Genomic DNA, 17,347 nt, shown 5'->3' with positions numbered 1-17,347 from the left:
TCACAAGGATAGTGGCGTTTTGTAAAACCTTGTTTCAGGTCCGTAAGGGAATTAACCCTGACGTGCCTTAAAACGGGGGTTCTTTTTATTAATGACATATACGCGGCCACGGCGGCGCACGATACGGCAGCCTTTTTCCCGCAGCTTCGCGGATTTCAACGAGTTCCGGATCTTCATAACAGTAAACCTTAGAAACTTGGCCCTATTGGGAGCCGGGAAAATAGAAGTCACCCCAGTCCCTGTCAACACTTAAAACGCAATAATTTTACCTTTTAGCGTTAACCAGGCGGTGTCAGAGCGTTAGTCGTGCGTTGCGTAGAACCGATAATAGGCCAGTTCACCATTTTCAAGCATTTTTACCCGGTTCATCCACATTTCCATGTCATCTTCGAGAAAAGCGATGAAATCGGGGTCCAAACCGCTTGTTTGAAGCTCGCTGACCAGGGTCACCCATGCCGTTTTGATCTGATGAACGTGTAATTCGGTTTCATCTTTGGCAATTCGGATGTCAAATCTCAGCTTGCCGAGAATCTCTTTATAGCGATCTGCCGTCCACGGATGGGGTTTTTCCTCTTCGGTTGCCATCCATTTTCGATAGCTTTCCGAGGATTCGCTGGCTTTTCCTGTCACCACATAATCGGTAATCAGCAACTGTCCCTGCTCGCGCAGCGATTCGGTCAGCTTCAAAAGGAAGGTATCCTTCTTATTGACCGTAAACATCTCGCCAAACGAATAAACGACGTTGAAATACTTTTTGCGAAATTCCGGTGCCAGCGGGTCATATTGCTGGACCGGCACCTTTTTTTGCGCCCCGGCGGCCACCGAACGCTCCATCCCCAATAGGGCCAGTTCCCCGTCGCGTTCCATTGCCGTTACCCAGACACCAAACTTATCGGCCAAAATACGCGCCGTGGCGCCAATACGCGCACCAATTTCAATGCAGCTCATGGTTTCATCAAGGGCCAGGGGCTTTGCCAGTTCCAGCGCATATTCATGCCCGCCCGGCTTCATGATGCCACGGTCAAACAGCTTGCCGTATAGCTTCATCCGTTCGGGCGGCCAGCGACCGACTTCGTCATCCAGGTCCAGTTCGCCCTCATCCTCGGGGATCGGGCGGGATGCCAGCACCAGCATCCGCTGCAGCCAGCGGCGATAATCGTTTAATTGCTGTTCAAACAGATAATATTCCGCCGGGTCGTCATATCCTTCCCAGCGCGCCCGCAAGCGCTTGCGAAACGGCACCGTAATCGCCCCGGAGGCAAGGGTGCCATCCGGCGACATCTGATCTTTCATATATGGATTGGCGTCCGATGATTTTCGTTGCCAGAACTTCAACTTCAATGAAACCGCCCGTATGCGTTTATCTGTTGGCGTGCAAACCTGCCTATTATCATCCCTGATCCCTGCAACAAGGTAAAGAATGAAACATTCCACTATATATTGCCACCATTGGACACCTGCCACCTGCCACCTGCCCGCCCAGGGCAAATCGCCCCTGCTGAGCGATATTTTTTTCAATAACGTCAAAACACAAACAAATGTGGCGCAAACCGCTCTAATATTTCACAATATGGCTGCCAAGCGGGCAACGCTGCCTGACAGGCATTTTTATGGCGGGATATTCCGCTGGCCTGACCGACCCAAGAGACACCAAAAACCGCATGCGTAACGACCCCCTATCCATCTATTATCGCCAGCTTGGGATCAAGCCGGGGGCCAGCGAAAAAGAAATCAAGCTGGCTTATCGGAAACTGGCCTTTGAATACCACCCGGACCGAAATTCGGCCCCGGATGCGGAAGAACGTTTCAAGGACGTAACCGAGGCCTATGAAATTCTGGCAGGGATTCGCAAACGCCCGGCCGGCCGCACCAGTGGCAACGACAAAGCCGGACCACATGCCAGCAGCCCCCACGCAACCGGGAATACCGAAAGCACCGGACATAGCGGCAATGCCGGACGGCAGGGATTTGCCGGTGCAGGCCGCAAACAGCGCCCCGAAAGCCGGGAAGACCGCTATGCAAGGGCAAGTTCGGCCTATCAGCAGCATCAGGAAAAAACCGGCCAGCGCGACCCAAAGGTCAATCCCGGTGCGCGGCGGCACCACAAGTCATCCCAACGCAATGGCGATAGTAACGGTTATGCCCGCTGTGCGATCACCGATGTCATTTCGGCCCAGCCCCGACATATCGAATTTACCGTGATACACGGCTTTTTAAACTCCGTCCGCCGCGATACCGTCAGCGCGGTTCTATCCCCCAAGGGGGCTCGGCGCATGGCGCTGCGGGCAAGTTTACGCACCTGGCTAAGCGGTTTTTGGGGCTGGCGCAGCATCCTTCCGGCCTGGCGGGCGATCATTTCCAATATGCGCGGCGGTGTTTTTCCGCCCGAAGCCAATGCGCAATTGCTGTTTAACCAGGCCACCGCCTTTGAACGCAGTGGCAACAAACAGCTGGCCCGCGCGGTTTTGCTGCAGGCATCGGATTTTATTGGCAATAACCGTTCCGCCCTGGCCGAACAGATCCGGGCCAATATACGAAGGCTTGATACCGGCGAACCCGCCCGCCGGGTCCGCGACGAATGGAAACATGTCGCCATGTTTGATGCGCTTTTGCATCTTAGCCCGGTATTTGTGATTATTTTCTGCCTGCTGCTCGCTTTTGGTCCGGCACACGGCTATTTCACCACCGAGTTCCCCCGCCAGGTCGAAACCGGTATTGCCAAAGTGCGTGAGAAGATCGAGGACCTGATCACCCCCAAAAGCGACCCCTATTATGTTGATCAGCCGTTTTTGAACCTGCGCACCGGGGCGGGCATAAATTTTCCCGTCATGCGTCCGCTATCGCGGTTTGAAACTGTTTTTCTACGTGGCGAGAATAAAAATTTCTGGATCCGCGTCGAAACCGAACTGGGTGAAGATGGCTATGTCAATTCCGACGCCCTGACACCCGGCGATGGCAGTGCCGCGCGCGATGAATGGTGCAAAACAAACAAATGCGACTGATCCCGCAGGACCAGTCGCATTTTTAACGATCATCAGATCACATCAAACCTGATCAGGCAGACTTTGCCGGAATAGCCTTCAGCGCTGCACGCAAATAATCCCAGAACCGGGCAACCGACGGGATATGGGCGCATTCATCCGGGCTGTGGGCACGTTTGATGGTCGGCCCAAACGAGATCATGTCCCAGTTGGGATATTTCGAGCCCAGAACACCACATTCCAGCCCGGCATGGATAACCTTTACCTCGGCTTTCTTGCCAAACAGGTCGCGATGCACGGCCTGCATCATTTCCAGCACTTCACTGTCCATGTTCGGTTTCCAGCCCGGATAGGCATCACCCCAGGTAACGGTGGCCCCAATATTTTCAAATACCGCCGTCGCAACCTCGCGGGTGGCATCGCGCGCACTTGAAATCGAACTGCGTGCCGAAAGTGTTACCTTCGCCTGCCCGTCCGCCACCGAAACAATCGCCAGATTAACCGATGTTTCAACAACACCGGGCACGCTTGTGCTCATGGCCTGCACCCCGTTGGGCGCACCCAGAATGGCGTTATTGAAGGTCACACTATCTGCCGGTGTCATCGCCGTTTCCGGCAATTCGATTTCGCTGGCGGCAATGGCAAAATTCGGCTCCAGATCGGCATATTCGCCAATAATGGCATCGCGGAATTCGCCCATCGCCTGATCAAACGCCCCGACATTCGCCACAGGCAAAACAATGGTGGCAAAAGATTCCCGCGGGATGGCATTACGCGCCGTACCGGCTTCTATGGTAACGATGCGGGCGTCCAAATCACGCAACAGATGGCGCAGGAAACGCGCCATCAGCTTGTTGGCATTACCAAGACCCAAAATGATATCAATGCCCGAATGCCCGCCCTTAAGACCGGTCAGGGCAATTTTGCGCGCCACCTGATCATCCGATACCGCATCGGCCTGATATTGCCAGCGCGCCACCAGATCACCACCACCAGCACAGCCGACATAGAGTTCATATTCATCTTCGGTATCGAGGTTCAGCAGAATTTCACCCTGAAGGCGGCCTGGCTCCAGGTTCATCGCACCGGTCAGGCCGCGTTCCTCATCCACGGTGAACAGCAATTCCAGCGGGCCGTGTTCAACCGATTTGTCGCACATCACCCCCAGCATGGCCGCTGCCCCAATGCCGTTATCGGCACCCAGCGTGGTGTTATCGGCCGTTACCCAGTCCCCATCAACATAGGCATTAATCGGGTCGGTATCAAAATTGTGGGTCGATCCGCTATTGGCCTGGGCCACCATATCGACATGAGACTGCAAAACCGTCATTTTACGGTCTTCATAGCCCGGCGTTGCCGGGACATTGACCACCAGGTTGCTGCCGCTGTCGCGGTAATGGCTGCAACCCTGTTCATCGGCCAGCTTTTCAATCATCTGCAACACGGCCTCTTCCTTGGTCGAAGGCCGGGGGATGTCGCACAATTTCTGAAAATTCGCCCAAATTGCAGTTGGTTCAAGATGGCTGATATTGCCCACGGTGGCGCTCTCCTGTCTGGATTAACATCTGACTTCAAAACCGGCTTTCTGGCAGCTTCTTTTGCACCGTTATCATGCCATCATAAAACCCGCCCAAAAAACCGGCGTCATCATGATCCAAGTCGGGGAGGCACAAAAAACACACCCAAAAGCAGTCCTGAAATCATCCTGCCTTCTGATTATCGCAAATTGACGGGAATTTCCACCGTCACATCAGGGTTTTCGCGCAGAAGACCACATACAAAACATCCCCACCCAACCGGGGATAACCATCCTGTATCTCACAGGCGTCAATCTTCGGCTTTATCTTCGGGAAGGCCGGCATTGGGCGCAATGGTGGGTTCCGGCAAAGTGGGATCGGCAAAAACAATGCGGTTTCGCCCCCCCTCTTTGGCCTGATACAGGGCGCGGTCCGCCACCAGCAGCGCGGTTGGCAAATCCACCTCGCCCCCGTTTTTATCACCAACATCACCGCCAATGGTAACACCGATACTGGCGGTCACACGTACCACACCGGCATTGCCGGCATCGTCCGCCAGGCGGATATCGCCAATCATTTCAGCCAGTCGCCCGGCAATCATTTGTGTAATTTTCCCCGTGGCCGATGGCAGCAAAACGGCAAATTCCTCGCCCCCCAGCCGGACAACCAAATCGTCATCCCGCAACGCCCCACGCAGCACCGCCGCAACCTCCTGCAGCAGCCGGTCGCCGCAGGCATGACCAAAACTGTCATTGATCTGTTTGAAATAGTCCAGGTCCAGCACGGCGATACCGAAATGCCATTTTTTATTGCGCAGGCGGCGAATATCGCGCAACCGGTTTACCGCCCCCTCAAACCCGCGACGGTTCAGAACCTCGGTCAGCGGGTCGGTCGAGGCCAGGACCGCCAACTGTTTTTCTACTTCCTTATGGTCGGTCACATCCAGTGCCGAAACCATCATGCCGCCACCCTGAAGACGATTGATGCGAATATCGGTCAGGCGCCCAGAAGGCGACAAAACCCCGTTCCGATCGGCATGGTCATGTCCAGCCGCAACCATTTCGCGGTAAATCAGGCGCAGGCCGGAAACATCAAATTCCGGGGTTGTCGCCGGGTACATCCCCGGATTTCGGGCAAACAAACGGGAAAATTCGCGATTGAAATGCAAAACATGCAGGTCTTCGTCAAACATGGCGACGGCGGTTGGCACCATGCGAATGACTTCGGCAACCGCATTTTGCAAACTGTTGCGATTGCGCACCAGCATATTATTCATGCGTACTTCCTCGCGCACATCATGCGCGGTAGTCAAAATCGCGGGTTTGCCATCATGCCATAAAATGCGTTCATCGGTCAGGTCACACCAGACCTCGCTGCCATCATCCAGAAACTTGCATTCCCGCCGCCGGCTGCCGTTAAAAAGGCCCTGCGATATTTTCTCGCTGGTGGCCGATGTTATCTCGCGCAATTCAGGTGCGATAAATCGCAGCAAATCTGGTGTCTTCATGAAATCGCTGGCATTTTCCGCCCCCATCAGGGTGGCATAGGCATCATTGACATACAGGGCATTCATGTCGCGATGCACGGCAACACCAATAAAGGACCGCCCCAGCATATGGTCCACCTGCATGGCCGTGCTGCCATTTTCAATGACCTGGGCTGTGGTCATCAAGGCACGGCCATCTTCCCAATCAATGGTTTCATCGCTGATTTCAAGCCACACCGGCGAGCCATCGCGCCGCAAATTGTAAACCTTTTTCCAGCCATGAAAGCCGGTAGCGTTCATGAAATCCCGATATAACTTCAGGGCTTCGCGATGAAAAGCGGGGGGAATATAATGCACCAGTTCCGGGCCAGACATGAATTCAACCGCGTTCCGGCATCCCATCATGCGGGCATAGGCATCGTTAACGTACAAAGCCACCAATTCCCGATGGATAACGACGCCAACAGCTGATTGCCCATATAACCGGTCAATCTCTTTTTTCTCAAAACGCGCCAATCCAGTCCCCCGACGAAAAGCCGTTCCCGATAAAATCTGTTAAAACAAACTGCCTACAGCTCAACCTCATCATACATTTCGGCTCACACTCCCAAAACAGCTGGAACAAAGAGCAGCCAGATCTGCAAATCCCAGTGATTGCCTCATTTTATCGAGACATACCAAATTTATCTATATGGTCAGGAGCCCGAAAGCCGACCTCATCCAATAAAACAACAAATAGCATAAGATTTTCTAAATATTCCACCCAATGGATAAACATCACAGGTGAAGCTGCATAAAATCAACGCGGGCCGAAACCAGGTTTCGGCCCACCAGAAGAACAATCGGAAATCGTCTCGGGATCAGAGGTGCATCGCCTCAATATCGCTAAGCGAAATATCAAAGGCGGATAAACCTTCCTCGATATATTCCCCGAGCATCGGCATCCCGGTCAGGTATTCTGCGGTATGGTTGGTATGGCCGTCTTCCGCCTCGCTCAAAGCTTCCTGCCACTGATCGGCATCAAAGCTGCCCCGCCCGATCCAGACAAGGGCCACCAGCTGGCACTGCTCGTCCCAATTCAGGTCATTTATCGCCTCGACCAGTTCGGCATGGGTGGCATCATCGCCATAGGCTTCAAGCACTTCGCGAAACTGGTCATCCGATGCGTTGGACCCGTAATCGGGCTCCACCACATCTTCCTGCGCATCAAAGGCCCGCGCCTTTAGCAAAATAAAGGCGATTTTTTCCATATCGATGGCGGGAAATTCATCTGACTGTGCATCATCCATCACGTCCGACATAAAATTCTCCGTTTTTAAAGAAAAATTCCGTTACGGCACGACATCACAAAAAGCAAAATCACGGCACAGCAAAACATGTGTTCAACGTGGCAGGCCAGCAAGCCCAAAAACAAAACTGCCCTTTAATGCCATCATTCTGCCCATTGTTACGGGCATCACCTATGCCCTGTAACACATTGTCAAAGCACATGTTCCCGATACCAGCCTAGAACCAATACTTGCACCCTCTGTGCGAGGCTGGCCCGGTCACTTTGCTGGCGGGGCCATACTGGCTAGGATATGGTAACAGCCCGCCGCCCCACAACCGGAGAAATGAAATTGGATTATCGTGACATCGAAATTATAAAGCGCCAGCGCGGCTGGGATGGCTATTTCAAACTGGATGTTTATGAACTGCGTCACAAACAGTTTGACGGCGGCCAAAGCCCGGTCATCAGGCGCGAAGTCCTCGAACGCGGGCATGCTGTGGCCGTGCTGCCCTATGACCCGGTGCGCGACGAGGTTGTCTTGATCGAACAGTTCCGCCCCGCGACCCTGAGCGTTCATCGCGACACCCCCGACATGCCCGCCTGGCTGGTCGAAATTGTGGCCGGTATTGTTGAACCGGGTGAAAGCCTGGAGGATGTGGCCCGTCGCGAAACAATTGAGGAATCGGGCTGTGATATCATCGGCCCGCTGGAGGTGATCGTTCCGCGTTATTACGCTTCGCCGGGCTGTACCAGCGAAACGGTGCAAATCTTTTATGGCCGGGTCGATGCCGCCAAGGCCGGCGGGCTGCATGGACTGGATGAAGAAGGCGAGGATATTCGCGTTTTCACCAAATCAGCCGATGACTGCTTTGCCATGCTCAAGGCCGGTGAATTCTGCAATGCACCGACCATCATGGCCCTGCAATGGCTGATGCTGAACCGTGATCGCCTGCGTCAGGAGGCTGTAACACCAAAATAATAACACAAAAATTACGTTATATTTTTAAAACTGACTTGACTTTTGTGTATAAAAGGACCAATCAACAGCCATATAGTTTGCAATCAGATAATTCTGGAGTCTGTCATGGACATTCGCAATGGCACCATCGAAGCCATTGGCCGCACCCCGCTGATCCGCCTGAAAAAGGTATCGGAGCTGACGGGCTGCACCATTTTGGGCAAAGCGGAATACACCAATCCCGGCGGGTCGGTGAAGGACCGTGCCGCCCTTGCCATTATTCGCGATGCCGAAAAACGCGGGCTGCTGCAACCCGGCGGCGTCATCGTTGAAGGCACGGCGGGTAATACCGGCATTGGCCTGGCAACGGTGGGCAATGCCCTGGGCTATCGCACCGTCATTGTCATCCCCGAAACCCAAAGCCAGGAAAAGAAGGACCTGTTGCGCCTTTTGGGTGCCGACCTTCGCGAAGTCCCCGCTGTGCCCTATCGCGATGAAAACAATTATGTGCACGTATCGCGTCGTCTGGCCGAAGAACTGGCAAAAACCGAAGCCAATGGTGCCATCTGGGCCAACCAGTTTGACAATGTTGCCAATCGCCAGGGCCATTTTGACACCACCGGCCCGGAAATCTGGCAACAGACGGATGGCAAGGTGGATGGTTTCATCGCGGCTGTTGGCACCGGCGGCACCCTGGCCGGGACGGCAATGGCACTGCGTGAGCGCAATAAAAACATCCAGATCGGCCTGGCCGACCCGATGGGGGCGGCATTGTTCAGCCACTACAAACATAGCGAACTCAAATCCGAAGGCAGCTCGATCTCCGAGGGGATCGGCCAGGGCCGCATTACCGCCAATCTGGAAGGGCTTGATATTGATCACCCGTTCCAGATCAGCGACGAAGAAATGCTGCCCATCGTCTTTGATTTGTTAAAGGAAGAAGGCCTGTGCATGGGCGGGTCCACCGGGGTGAATATTGCCGGTGCCGTCAAGCTTGCCCGCGAACTGGGCCCGGGCCACACCATTGTCACCATCCTGTGTGACCTTGGCACCCGTTATCAAAGCAAGCTTTGGAACCCGGCCTTCCTGAAAGAAAAAGGCCTGCCAACGCCTGATTGGCTTTAAACGCCAAGTTTTCCCGCAAAAACGCCCCGCAATTTACTGCCGGGGCGTTTTTTATTGCGCGGTCAGAACGATCAGAACGGTCAGGCCGTGCAGGTTTCCACCCTGCGGGCATAGCGCCATAAATGGCCGGAAACCAGCAGAGCAACCACCAGCAACGCACAGGCAAAACCGGCAACGGCAAACCATCCCCCATGCGTCCAGAACCAGCCGCCGATGGAGCCCATGACACTGGAGCCCAGATAATAGGACAGCAGATAAAGCGAGGCCGCGTGCCCCTTGGACTGGGTTGCCATGCGCCCGACCCAGCCACTGGCGACCGAATGGGCCATGAAAAAGCCGCTGGTTAAAACAATGATGCCCCCAATCACGGCGTAAATTGAACTGGCCAGCGTTAAGGCAACACCGGCCAGTGCCACCACAAGGCCAATCGCCATCACCGGGCCGCGCCCGTGTTTATCGGCCATGCCCCCGGCAAGGGATGACGCGGCAATGCCAAACAGATAAACCGTAAAAATCAGGCTGATTTCCCCCTGCCCCAAATGATAAGGCGCCGCCACCAACCGGAAACCGGCATAGTTATAAACCGTGACAAAACAGCCCATCGCCAGCGCACCAATGGCAAACAGCAACGGCAATGCCGGATGGCGCAAATGCCTGGCCCAGGCATTGATATGATAGGCCAGTTGAAAGCCCGGCTTGGTGGTAAAATTGCGCGAGGGCGGCAGCAAAATGAAAAAGCCAATCGCTGCCAGAAGGTCAATCACCCCCAGCACCCCCAGGGCAACTTCCCAGGATGAAAATTCGGTCAACAAGCCCACGCCAACACGGCCCGTCATGCCGCCAAAGGCTGTACCGCCAACATACAACCCCATCGCAAAGCCCAAACCGCGCGGATGGATTTCCTCGGCCAGATACGCCATTGCAACCGCAGGCACGCCGCCCAGAACAAACCCTTCCAGGGCCCGCATCACCAGCAAAACATGCCAGTTGGGAATAAAGGCCTCGGCAATATTTAAAACCGATGCCGCACACATCGACACAAACATCAGCCGACGGCGGCCAAAGGCCTCGGATGCGGCACCGGCCAGCAAAATCGAAAAGGCCAGAAACCCGGTTGTTAGCGACAGGGCCAGCGAGCTTTCGGTCGGACTCACGCCAAAATCGGCGGAAAAGGCTGGCAAGAGCGGCTGCACACAATAAATCAGGGTAAAGGTGGCAAACCCGGCCAAAAACAGGGCCATCGCCACCCGGCGATAAGCTGGTGTGCCGGGTTCTACCCAGCTTTGCGGGCTGGCTGAGGGCACAGGGGTGGATGGCAGGTCATGGTCTGCCGTTTGATCACTCATGTTTCGTCCTTGGTAAATTGCCGTGGGCGGCATTCTTGATTTGCTGAAACTGTTGCACCTTCTCGATCATCTGTCCAATATATGTTAGTGGCATTTTTCATATGTTTTAGAGATACCGAAATTGGAACTGCGACATATCCGTTATTTCCTGGCCGTGGCCGAGGAAGGCAATTTCACCCGTGCGGCCCAGAAAATTGGTATCGGGCAGCCGCCGCTTAGCCAGCAGATCAAGGATCTGGAAACTGAAATTGGTGCCAAACTGTTTCACCGCCGCCCGCAAGGCGCGGAACTGACCGATGCCGGGCGGGCCTTTCGCGACATTGCCGGTCAGTTCCCTGCCCTGGCACAACAGGCGGTGCAGGCCGCCCGGCGTGCTGCACGCGGCGAAGTGGGTAATTTGCATGTCGGTTTTACCGGCTCTGCCGCGTTTAACCCGGTTGTGCCATCGGCCATTCGGGCCTTTCGCCGCACCTGGCCAAAGGTGAACCTGACCCTGACCGAAACCAATTCCACCCGCCTGCTTGCCAGCCTGATCGACGGCCAACTCGATGCCGCCTTTTTGCGCCAGAATGTGGTGGATCATGCCAATATTGCCCTGCATGAGTTGGGGGCCGAACCGATGGTGGCCGTTCTCCCCAGCGGCCATCCAGCTGCCAGTGCCGAGACCGTTAATCTGGCCGCACTCGCCGATGATCCCTTCATTTTAACCCCGCGCGAGGTCGGCCCCACCCATTTTGACAATGTGTTGAATGCCTGCGCACGGGCCGGGTTTACAATGCGCTTGGGCCAGTCCGCCCCACAGTTTGGTTCGGTGATCAATCTTGTTGCGGCCGAACTGGGCGTATCGCTGGTGCCGACATCGATGCAGCAATTACAGGCGCGCGGTGTCGTTTACCGGCCAATAGCAGACAGCGCGCCGATGGCCTATCTCGCCCTGGCCTATCGGCGCGATACACGCTCAACTGTGACCGACAATTTCATTGGCAGGATCATCAAAAAGCCCTGAGCCATCAGGCTACATCACACGCGCACGGCATCCTTAATATATGCCAATGCCTGCTGAAATAACGTATCGGCATCATTCAGGCCGCTATCAAGCACCAGTGGATTGCTTTGCCAGGGTTGGTATTCACGGTTTTGCACCGCCTGCCAGTCCGGCAATTTCAGGTTTTCAACGGTTGATATACGGTTTTCAATCCGCTTGCGATGCAGGACCGCATCCGAACAAACCAGTTCAATCTCGCAAAACCGGGCTTGCGCCCTGCTTGCCACATCACGCCAGGCATCACGGGTGATGGCGATGGGATTAACGCTATCGGCAATCACCCAATGACCTAACCGCAAATTATCCTCTGCCACCCGATAGGCCGCCATATAACCCTCCGGGCCCATTTCGCGGTTACCAGTGCCATATTGCGCATCGGCATCGCGCAAGGCCTGTTCGATGCTGTCGATGCGCAGCCACATGGCAGGAAGGGCCCGGGCCAGTTTTTCCGCCAGCGTGCTTTTGCCGCAACCGGGCAATCCGCCCAAAATAATCAGCATATCCCGGCCCTCATCCTGTTTTGTCACGCTTGCGCAAAATGATACCGCGCGCTGGCGTTATGATATTTTTGCCCTAAATTAGGTCTTAACAGAGCCCATTGGCGCGGCTGAAAAAACGCCCTGCGCCCAACAGGATATATTGTTATGACACGTTTCTCCATCCTTGACCTTTGCCCGGTAAATACGGGCGAACATCCATCCGATGCGCTGCGCAACACCCTGGAGCTGGCCCAACACGGCGAAAAGCTGGGTTATCATCGCTATTGGCTGGCCGAACATCACAACATGCCCGGCATTGCCAGTGCCGCCACATCCGTGGTCATTGCCCATGTTGCCGGGGGCACCAAAACCATTCGGGTTGGCTCTGGTGGCATTATGCTCCCCAACCATGCACCTTTGGTGATTGCCGAACAGTTTGGCACCCTCGATGCCCTGCATCCGGGCCGGATTGATCTTGGCATTGGCCGCGCCCCCGGCACGGACCAGCGCACGGCGGCTGCCCTGCGCCGCGACATGCACGGCAGCGAGGAGCGCTTTATTCAGGATGTATTGCAGGTTCAGCAATTCCTTGCCCCGCTGGAGGGCAAACCCGCCATTCGTGCCGTTCCAGGTTATGGGTCGCAAGTTCCCATGTGGCTTTTGGGCTCCAGCCTGTTCTCCGCCGACCTTGCCGCGCGGTTGGGCCTGCCTTTTGCCTTTGCTTCGCACTTCGCGCCCGATTATCTGATGCAGGCGCTCGATCTTTATCGTTCGCGCTTTGAACCGTCCGATCAGCTGGATAAACCCTATGCTGCGGCCGCAATGGGCTTTTTTGCTGCCGATAGCGACGCGGAAGGCCAGCATCTTGCCACCTCGATGCAGCAGCAATTTTTAAATTTGCGCCGGGGCAATCCGGGCCAGTTGCCCGCCCCCGTTGAGGATATGGATACCATCTGGAATTCGATTGAAAAAGCCGGCGTCAACCATGCCATGCGCTATGCCGCAGTGGGGTCACACGCCACGGTCAAGGCCAAGGTGCGGGAATTTCTTTATGAAACCGGTGTGGATGAACTGATCCTGACAGCCAACATCTTTGACCATCAGGCACGGCTGAAATCCTTTACCATCGGGGCGGCCATTCGCGATGAACTGGCGGACGAAAAGGCCAAAACTGCCTGCGCCTGAGAAAAATCAGGTCATTTAGCCTTTCCCCCTTAAGAAGACATGTTTCACCAGCCGCCGGGCACTGGCTTGCCCGGCGGTTTTTATGTGGCCCCCATATGTGAACCAATTCGGCCAGATAACGAACCACTTCCATATTGTGAAAAGCAGCCTGCATTCGCTTGCACATCGTAACGCCTTCGGACATGATACCGGCGCGGTTAAAACAATTTCTCCTTTTGCCGCAATGTCTTGCTTGCAAAGGTTTATGCGTTCGCGATGATCAAATTTATTCTGGCGGCCCTGCCCATTGCCACCATTCTGTTTTTAATGATCAAGGCAAACTGGGGGGCGGCCCGTGCCGGGGCGGCTGCGTGGTTTGTTACCGCCGCCATTGCCTTTTTTGCCTTTGGCACCCCAATTGATATGCTCATCGTCGCGCAGGCCAAGGGTGTGATGCTCGCCCTTTATATTCTTTATATCGTGTGGGCGGCATTGATTTTGTATTTTGTCGCCGAAGAAGCCGGGGCCATTAAAACCATTGGCGCGGCCATCCGCAAACTGACCGATGACCGCCCCCTGCAATTGCTGATTTTGGGCTATGTCTTTGCCACCTTTCTGCAAGGGGTTGCCGGTTTTGGCGTACCCATTGCGGTGATAGCACCCTTGTTGCTGGGCATGGGGTTTTCGCCGGTCCTTGCCGTTGCCGCCCCCATGATCGGGCATAGCTGGTCCGTGCTTTTTGGCAATATGGCAACCTCGTTCGAGGCCCTGATTGGTGTGACCGGCATTCCCGGCAGCGAGTTGACCCATTATTCCGCGATTTTGCTGGGCCTTTCGGGCTTTACCTGCGGGGCGGCGGTATTGTGGCTTGATGGTGGTTTTCGCACCGTGCGCCGCCGGATTGTGCCGCTGGTGATTATTGCCGGGGTAATGGGTGTGGCCCAATATATGATGGCAAATTACGGGGTCTGGACCCTGGGCGGGCTGACGGCCGGTATCGCCGGGCTTGCGGTTTCCATTGTTGTCACCCGGTTCTGGAAACCACACCCCGATGACATTGCCGAACCCAATGGCGACGACACGCACCACATGCCGCTGATCGAAGGGTTAATCCCCTATCTGGTTTTTATGGTGATTGTCGGTTTGGCCACCTTTGTGACACCGATCAAACAGTTCCTGAACGGCATCGAACTGACCCTGTCCTTCCCCGCGATGGAAACCTTGCAAGGCTGGAAAATTGCCGCCGAGGATGCCAAAGGCATCGCCCTTTTTGGTCATCCCGGCGCACTTTTGCTTTATACCGCCGCCATCAGTTTTGTCTTTTTCAAACTGCGTAATCAATATGCTGCGGGCATTGGCAAACGCATCATGCAGCGCACGCTTAAAAGCGGCCTGCCCACCAGCATTGGCATGGTGCCGGTCATTGGCCTGGCCCTGATGATGGACCATGCCGGGATGACCTTTGCCCTGGCCGAAGGCGGGTCCAAGCTGTTTTCCGGGGCCTTTGCCATCGCCTATCCGCTGGTGGCCCCGTTAATTGGCGCACTTGGTGCCTTTATGACCGGCAGCACCAATAATTCCAATGTGGTTTTTGGCATGTTCCAGCGCCACACCGCGGAGCTTTCCGGCCTTTCCACCGCACTCATTTTGGCCGCCCAGGCCACGGGTGCTTCGCTTGGCAGCATGCTGGCCCCGTCCAAAATCATGGTGGGATGCTCCACCGTCGGCCTTTCGGGCAAGGAAGGGCCGGTCCTTTCGGTGGTGCTGAAAACCGGGATGATCCTGACCCTGCTTTGCGGGGTTTGGACCCTGGGGATTTTGCTGGTCACAATGATGCTGGGGGGCTAGTAAAATGAAAAAGTTCCTGTTTAATCCGGTTTTTCTGGTTCTCGCGTCCCTGATCCTGCCCGTCATATCCTTTTTGGCAATGAGCCATAACGCGATACTGGCCGATATTTTATTTGCCCTGTTTGTGCTGGTCATGGCGCTGATTGCCCTGCGCAAATAAGGCCCCTTTGCGCCCTTTAAGAACTCAATGACCATTCAGGGCATACAATGTAAACGGCGATAACATTTTGGGCGTTTTCGCAGTTACATCACAAAACCGGAACCGGCTAGGGACGGAATGTTGCCAGCTTGATGCCAAAGGCAACAAAGACAGTGCCGGTTACGGCCTTTAACGCCCGCTGGAAACGGCCATTGCGCACCGCCCCCGTCAGGCGGGCCAGCAGCAGAACCATTGCACTAAACCATACAGCGTTGATCAGGGCATGAAGGCAAACCAGCGTAAAGGCCGCCGTGACCGAGCCCGCGCCGACCGGGACAAATTGGGGAAAAGCCGCCAGATAAAAAATCGACACCTTGGGATTAAGCGCATTGGTCAAAAACCCCTCCGCATAGGCCTTGGCAAGGGTGCGTTTGCGTTGCGCAGGCGCAGTTTCAGCCACGGTTTTAACCCCGCGCCAGGCATCGCGCAGCGCCTTGATCCCGACCCAGCACAAATAGGCCGCGCCCAGCATTTTAACCACAAAAAATGCCTGCGCCGATTGCACCAGAATGACGGAAATACCAAAAATGGACAGCGTTCCATGCAGGTAAAATGCCGTAACAAACCCGGCTACATTGGCAAAGCCCGCCGCCCGGCCCGATGTTGGCACCGTTTTGGCAACCAATACCCCATTGGGGCCGGGTGACATCACCAAAAGCGATGTGACCAGCGTAAACGTGAGTATCTGCGCTCCATCTAGCACCGGCATTCCCCTTTTATGCGTACATGGTAAAGAACCAGAAGAATGCCAGATTAACCGATTGACCCAAAACCCGATACAGGCTTGACCGCACATACCCACTTATTGCGATACGCGGCCCGCAAAGATTGATTAAAGCGTGATCAGGCAATGGTCCTTAAGCCACGCCCAGACGCTGCCCCTGGTATTTGCGATCCAAAATCGGTTGCCACCAGCCTGAATGGTTCAGATACCACGCCACCGTATCGCGCAGGCCGGTTTCAAGGCTGTATTGCGCCTGCCAGCCCAGGCGGTTTTCCAGCTTGGTCGCATCAATGGCATAGCGGCGGTCATGGCCGGGCCGGTCGGCGACAAATTCGATCATTTCATCATCGGGCGGCAGGGTGCGGTGCGGGGAAAGGTCACGCACATGGCGCAGGATGTGATGCACAATATCAATATTGCGCGCTTCATTTCGCCCGCCAACATTGTAGGTTTCGCCAACCGCGCCATGCTGCAAAATCAGGCGCAGGGCGGCAACATGGTCATTTACATGCAGCCAGTCGCGGATATTTTGCCCATCGCCATAAACCGGCAATTTGCGCCCTGCCATTGCATTGAGAATCATCAAGGGAATGAATTTTTCGGGAAACTGGAACGGGCCATAATTGTTCGAGCAATTCGACACCACCACCGGCAGACCATAGGTATGATACCAGGCCCGCACCAGATGATCCGACGATGCCTTACTGGCCGAATAGGGCGAGGTGGGTTGATAGGCCGTGTTTTCGCCAAACAATCCTTCCGCGCCCAGCGATCCATAAACCTCGTCGGTTGAAACGTGATGAAACCGGAAGGATTTTTGCCGGTCTGCAGGCGTATTACGCCAGTATTTCAGCGCCGCATCCAAAAGGCAGTATGTCCCGATAATATTGGTCTGGATAAAATCCCCCGGCCCGTCGATCGAGCGATCGACATGGCTTTCAGCGGCCAGATGCAGGATGGCATCGGGCTGATAATCCCCCAGAATATGGCTGATTTTATCACCATCGGCGATGTCAGCCTGCATGAAACGATAGCCCGGTGCGCCCTCGATCGCGGCCAAAGAGCGTTGGTCGGCCGCGTAGGTCAGCTTATCCAGGTTCAGCACCTGCCAACCACAATCACCAACCAGATAGCGACACAGGGCCGATCCGATAAAACCGGCACCGCCAGTGACGATCACACGCATGAATATCCTCGTTTTTTTT

The 17,347-nt window shown here is 55.1% G+C and carries 16 protein-coding genes; 7 read left to right on the top strand and 9 right to left on the bottom strand.

What is annotated here, in order from left to right; translation table 11 throughout:
* Positions 1-51: 51 nt before the first annotated feature.
* Positions 52-177, bottom strand: a complete 126-nt coding sequence (gene ykgO, locus LF95_RS06515) for a type B 50S ribosomal protein L36 (protein ID WP_007090004.1) — start codon at positions 175-177, stop codon at positions 52-54.
* 123 nt (positions 178-300) lie between these two features.
* Entirely contained in the window at positions 301-1,293 is a 993-nt protein-coding gene (locus tag LF95_RS06510; protein ID WP_168173665.1) for a methyltransferase domain-containing protein, read from the bottom strand.
* Between the two features lie 317 nt (positions 1,294-1,610).
* Here LF95_RS06510 and LF95_RS06505 point away from each other — a divergent pair, with 317 nt between their 5' ends.
* Complete coding sequence (locus LF95_RS06505) at positions 1,611-3,002, top strand: DnaJ domain-containing protein (RefSeq protein ID WP_252509674.1); 1,392 nt, start codon at positions 1,611-1,613, stop codon at positions 3,000-3,002.
* Positions 3,003-3,054: 52 nt separating this feature from the next.
* Here the strand turns inward: LF95_RS06505 and LF95_RS06500 are convergent, their stop codons facing one another.
* From LF95_RS06500 to LF95_RS06490, 3 genes are all read right to left on the bottom strand, one after another.
* On the bottom strand, positions 3,055-4,518 hold the full coding sequence (locus LF95_RS06500) for an aminoacyl-histidine dipeptidase (protein WP_073954195.1): 1,464 nt from the start codon (positions 4,516-4,518) through the stop codon (positions 3,055-3,057).
* Between the two features lie 290 nt (positions 4,519-4,808).
* Positions 4,809-6,500 carry a sensor domain-containing diguanylate cyclase gene (locus LF95_RS06495; RefSeq protein ID WP_073954194.1) on the bottom strand — a complete coding sequence of 564 codons (1,692 nt, stop codon included), beginning with the start codon at positions 6,498-6,500 and terminating at the stop codon, positions 4,809-4,811.
* Positions 6,501-6,844: 344 nt separating this feature from the next.
* Positions 6,845-7,285, bottom strand: coding sequence for a DUF3775 domain-containing protein (locus LF95_RS06490; RefSeq protein ID WP_215905653.1), 441 nt, complete (start codon positions 7,283-7,285; stop codon positions 6,845-6,847).
* Positions 7,286-7,603: 318 nt separating this feature from the next.
* Between LF95_RS06490 and LF95_RS06485 the strand changes: the two genes are divergently transcribed.
* Together LF95_RS06485 and LF95_RS06480 are read left to right on the top strand one after the other, a co-directional pair.
* Positions 7,604-8,233, top strand: a complete 630-nt coding sequence (locus tag LF95_RS06485) for an NUDIX domain-containing protein (RefSeq protein WP_371440809.1) — start codon at positions 7,604-7,606, stop codon at positions 8,231-8,233.
* A 105-nt stretch (positions 8,234-8,338) separates the two neighbouring features.
* Entirely contained in the window at positions 8,339-9,337 is a 999-nt protein-coding gene (locus LF95_RS06480) for a cysteine synthase A (protein WP_073954192.1), read from the top strand.
* An 80-nt stretch (positions 9,338-9,417) separates the two neighbouring features.
* On the opposite strand, the gene LF95_RS06475 is transcribed toward LF95_RS06480, so the two are convergent.
* Complete coding sequence (locus LF95_RS06475; protein WP_073954191.1) at positions 9,418-10,683, bottom strand: MFS transporter; 1,266 nt, start codon at positions 10,681-10,683, stop codon at positions 9,418-9,420.
* Positions 10,684-10,804: 121 nt separating this feature from the next.
* Here LF95_RS06475 and LF95_RS06470 point away from each other — a divergent pair, with 121 nt between their 5' ends.
* Positions 10,805-11,689: a LysR family transcriptional regulator gene (locus LF95_RS06470; RefSeq protein ID WP_073954190.1), complete on the top strand. Its 885-nt coding sequence runs from the start codon at positions 10,805-10,807 to the stop codon at positions 11,687-11,689.
* Between the two features lie 14 nt (positions 11,690-11,703).
* Here LF95_RS06470 and LF95_RS06465 read toward each other — a convergent pair whose 3' ends face one another.
* Complete coding sequence (locus tag LF95_RS06465) at positions 11,704-12,228, bottom strand: P-loop nucleotide/nucleoside kinase family protein (RefSeq protein WP_073954189.1); 525 nt, start codon at positions 12,226-12,228, stop codon at positions 11,704-11,706.
* Positions 12,229-12,372: 144 nt separating this feature from the next.
* Here LF95_RS06465 and LF95_RS06460 point away from each other — a divergent pair, with 144 nt between their 5' ends.
* The 3 genes from LF95_RS06460 (at position 12,373) to LF95_RS22935 (ending at position 15,379) form a co-directional block, all read left to right on the top strand.
* Entirely contained in the window at positions 12,373-13,392 is a 1,020-nt protein-coding gene (locus LF95_RS06460) for an LLM class flavin-dependent oxidoreductase (protein WP_073954188.1), read from the top strand.
* Between the two features lie 255 nt (positions 13,393-13,647).
* Positions 13,648-15,219 carry an L-lactate permease gene (locus tag LF95_RS06455; protein WP_073954187.1) on the top strand — a complete coding sequence of 524 codons (1,572 nt, stop codon included), beginning with the start codon at positions 13,648-13,650 and terminating at the stop codon, positions 15,217-15,219.
* Between the two features lie 4 nt (positions 15,220-15,223).
* The gene (locus LF95_RS22935; protein WP_168173664.1) at positions 15,224-15,379 is read left to right on the top strand and encodes a hypothetical protein; all 156 of its coding nucleotides are present in this window, start codon (positions 15,224-15,226) and stop codon (positions 15,377-15,379) included.
* Between the two features lie 106 nt (positions 15,380-15,485).
* Here LF95_RS22935 and LF95_RS06450 read toward each other — a convergent pair whose 3' ends face one another.
* Both LF95_RS06450 and rfbB read right to left on the bottom strand, forming a co-directional pair.
* On the bottom strand, positions 15,486-16,121 hold the full coding sequence (locus LF95_RS06450) for a LysE family translocator (RefSeq protein WP_252509672.1): 636 nt from the start codon (positions 16,119-16,121) through the stop codon (positions 15,486-15,488).
* Between the two features lie 154 nt (positions 16,122-16,275).
* Positions 16,276-17,328, bottom strand: a complete 1,053-nt coding sequence (rfbB, locus tag LF95_RS06445; protein ID WP_073954185.1) for a dTDP-glucose 4,6-dehydratase — start codon at positions 17,326-17,328, stop codon at positions 16,276-16,278.
* Positions 17,329-17,347 lie beyond the last annotated feature (19 nt).

This window comes from Thalassospira sp. TSL5-1 (assembly GCF_001907695.1).
Lineage (GTDB): Bacteria > Pseudomonadota > Alphaproteobacteria > Rhodospirillales > Thalassospiraceae > Thalassospira.
The sequence above is the reverse complement of the archived record's forward strand: the minus strand, read 5'-3'. Positions and strand labels throughout refer to the sequence as shown.